Here is a 1,321-nt window from a genome sequence, read left to right on the forward strand (position 1 = left end):
ACAACATGCACCACGTCTTCGAATGCTGCGACCGCATCGTGGCGATGGCGCGCGGCGAGGTGGTGCTGGACAAGCGCATCGGGGACACCGCGATCGACGAAGTGCACGGAGTGCTGTGAGGGGTAGGCGATGAAGGCGCTCGCTGGTCGTAAGATGCTGCTGACGGGCGGCCTCGGTTCGCTCGGCCGGGCCCAGGCGGTGACGCTGGCGCGGGCCGGCGCGCGCGTGCTGGTGCTCGATCGACCCGACATCGGCGACGCTGAGGAGACTGTGGCGGCACTTGCCCGGCAGGCCAAGGGCGATATCGCCTTCATCGGCTGCGACCTCAATCGGCTGGTCGAAGCGGAAGCGGCCGTTGCCGGGTTGGCGGAAAAGGAAGGCGGCATCGACATTTTGATCAACAACGCGGCGCTGATCATCAACCGTCCCTTCGAGGAATTTTCGCTCGCCGAATATGAGGACCAGATCCGCGTCAATTCCTCGGCCGCCTTCGCGCTGGCGCGGGCCTGCGCGCCGGGCATGAAGGCCAAGGGCTACGGCAAGATCGTCAACTTCTGCTCGATCACGCTCAATGGCCGCTGGGACGGCTACGTGCCCTATGTCGCGTCGAAGGGCGCCATGCTCGGCCTCACCAAGTCACTGGCCCGCGAGCTCGGACCGCACGGCGTCCGCGTCAACGCGGTCTCGCCGGGCGCGGTGGTGTCGGAAGCCGAGGAGCGCGTCTTCGGCGACCGGCTCAAAGAGTACAATGACTGGATCCTCGAGAACCAGAGCCTGAAGAAGCGCATCGAGCCGGACAACGTCGCCGAACTCGTGCTGTTCCTCGTCTCGCCGGCCTCCGACATGATCAGCGGCCAGAACATCGCCATCGACGGCGGCTGGTGAGATCATGACCGGCATGGTCGAACTGAACGACGGGTACTCAAGGCTCGTTTTGGCGCCGGAGCGGGGCGCGGCGATCGCCCGCTACGACGCGCTGGCGGTCGGCAGCGCGCCGGTTCCGCTGCTGAGGCCGGGGGACGGCACCGGCACGTCCGGCTGCCAGCTCCTGGTGCCGTGGTCGAACCGCATTTCCGGCGGCGGCTTCGAGTTCGATGGCCAGTTCCATGCCGTTGCGCCGAATGTGCCGGGCGAGGCCTTTCCGATCCATGGTGACGGTTTCCAAAAAACGTGGCGGCTTGTCGATCGCACCGATACCGAGGCCGAACTGGTGCTCGAGGACGGCGCGATTGGCCCTTACCGCTACGCGGCCTCCGTCACCTATGCGCTGGAGAACGGCGCGCTGGAGGCGCACCTCACGGTCGAGAACCGCGCCGGCATG

General features: G+C 66.6%; 2 protein-coding genes and 1 pseudogene. All 3 read left to right on the forward strand.

The features are described 5' to 3' along the window. A pseudogene (locus AC4FWB_RS34195) lies at positions 1-119 on the forward strand (sugar ABC transporter ATP-binding protein); the annotation flags it as partial. A gap of 10 nt (positions 120-129) precedes the next feature. Then, the gene (locus AC4FWB_RS34200) at positions 130-885 is read left to right on the forward strand and encodes an SDR family oxidoreductase (protein WP_491030613.1); all 756 of its coding nucleotides are present in this window, start codon (positions 130-132) and stop codon (positions 883-885) included. 4 nt (positions 886-889) lie between these two features. Next, on the forward strand, positions 890-1,321 hold a 432-nt coding region (locus AC4FWB_RS34205), incomplete at its 3' end, for an aldose epimerase family protein (protein WP_491030614.1).

It is taken from the genome of Mesorhizobium sp. LEGMi-168a (assembly GCF_058312955.1).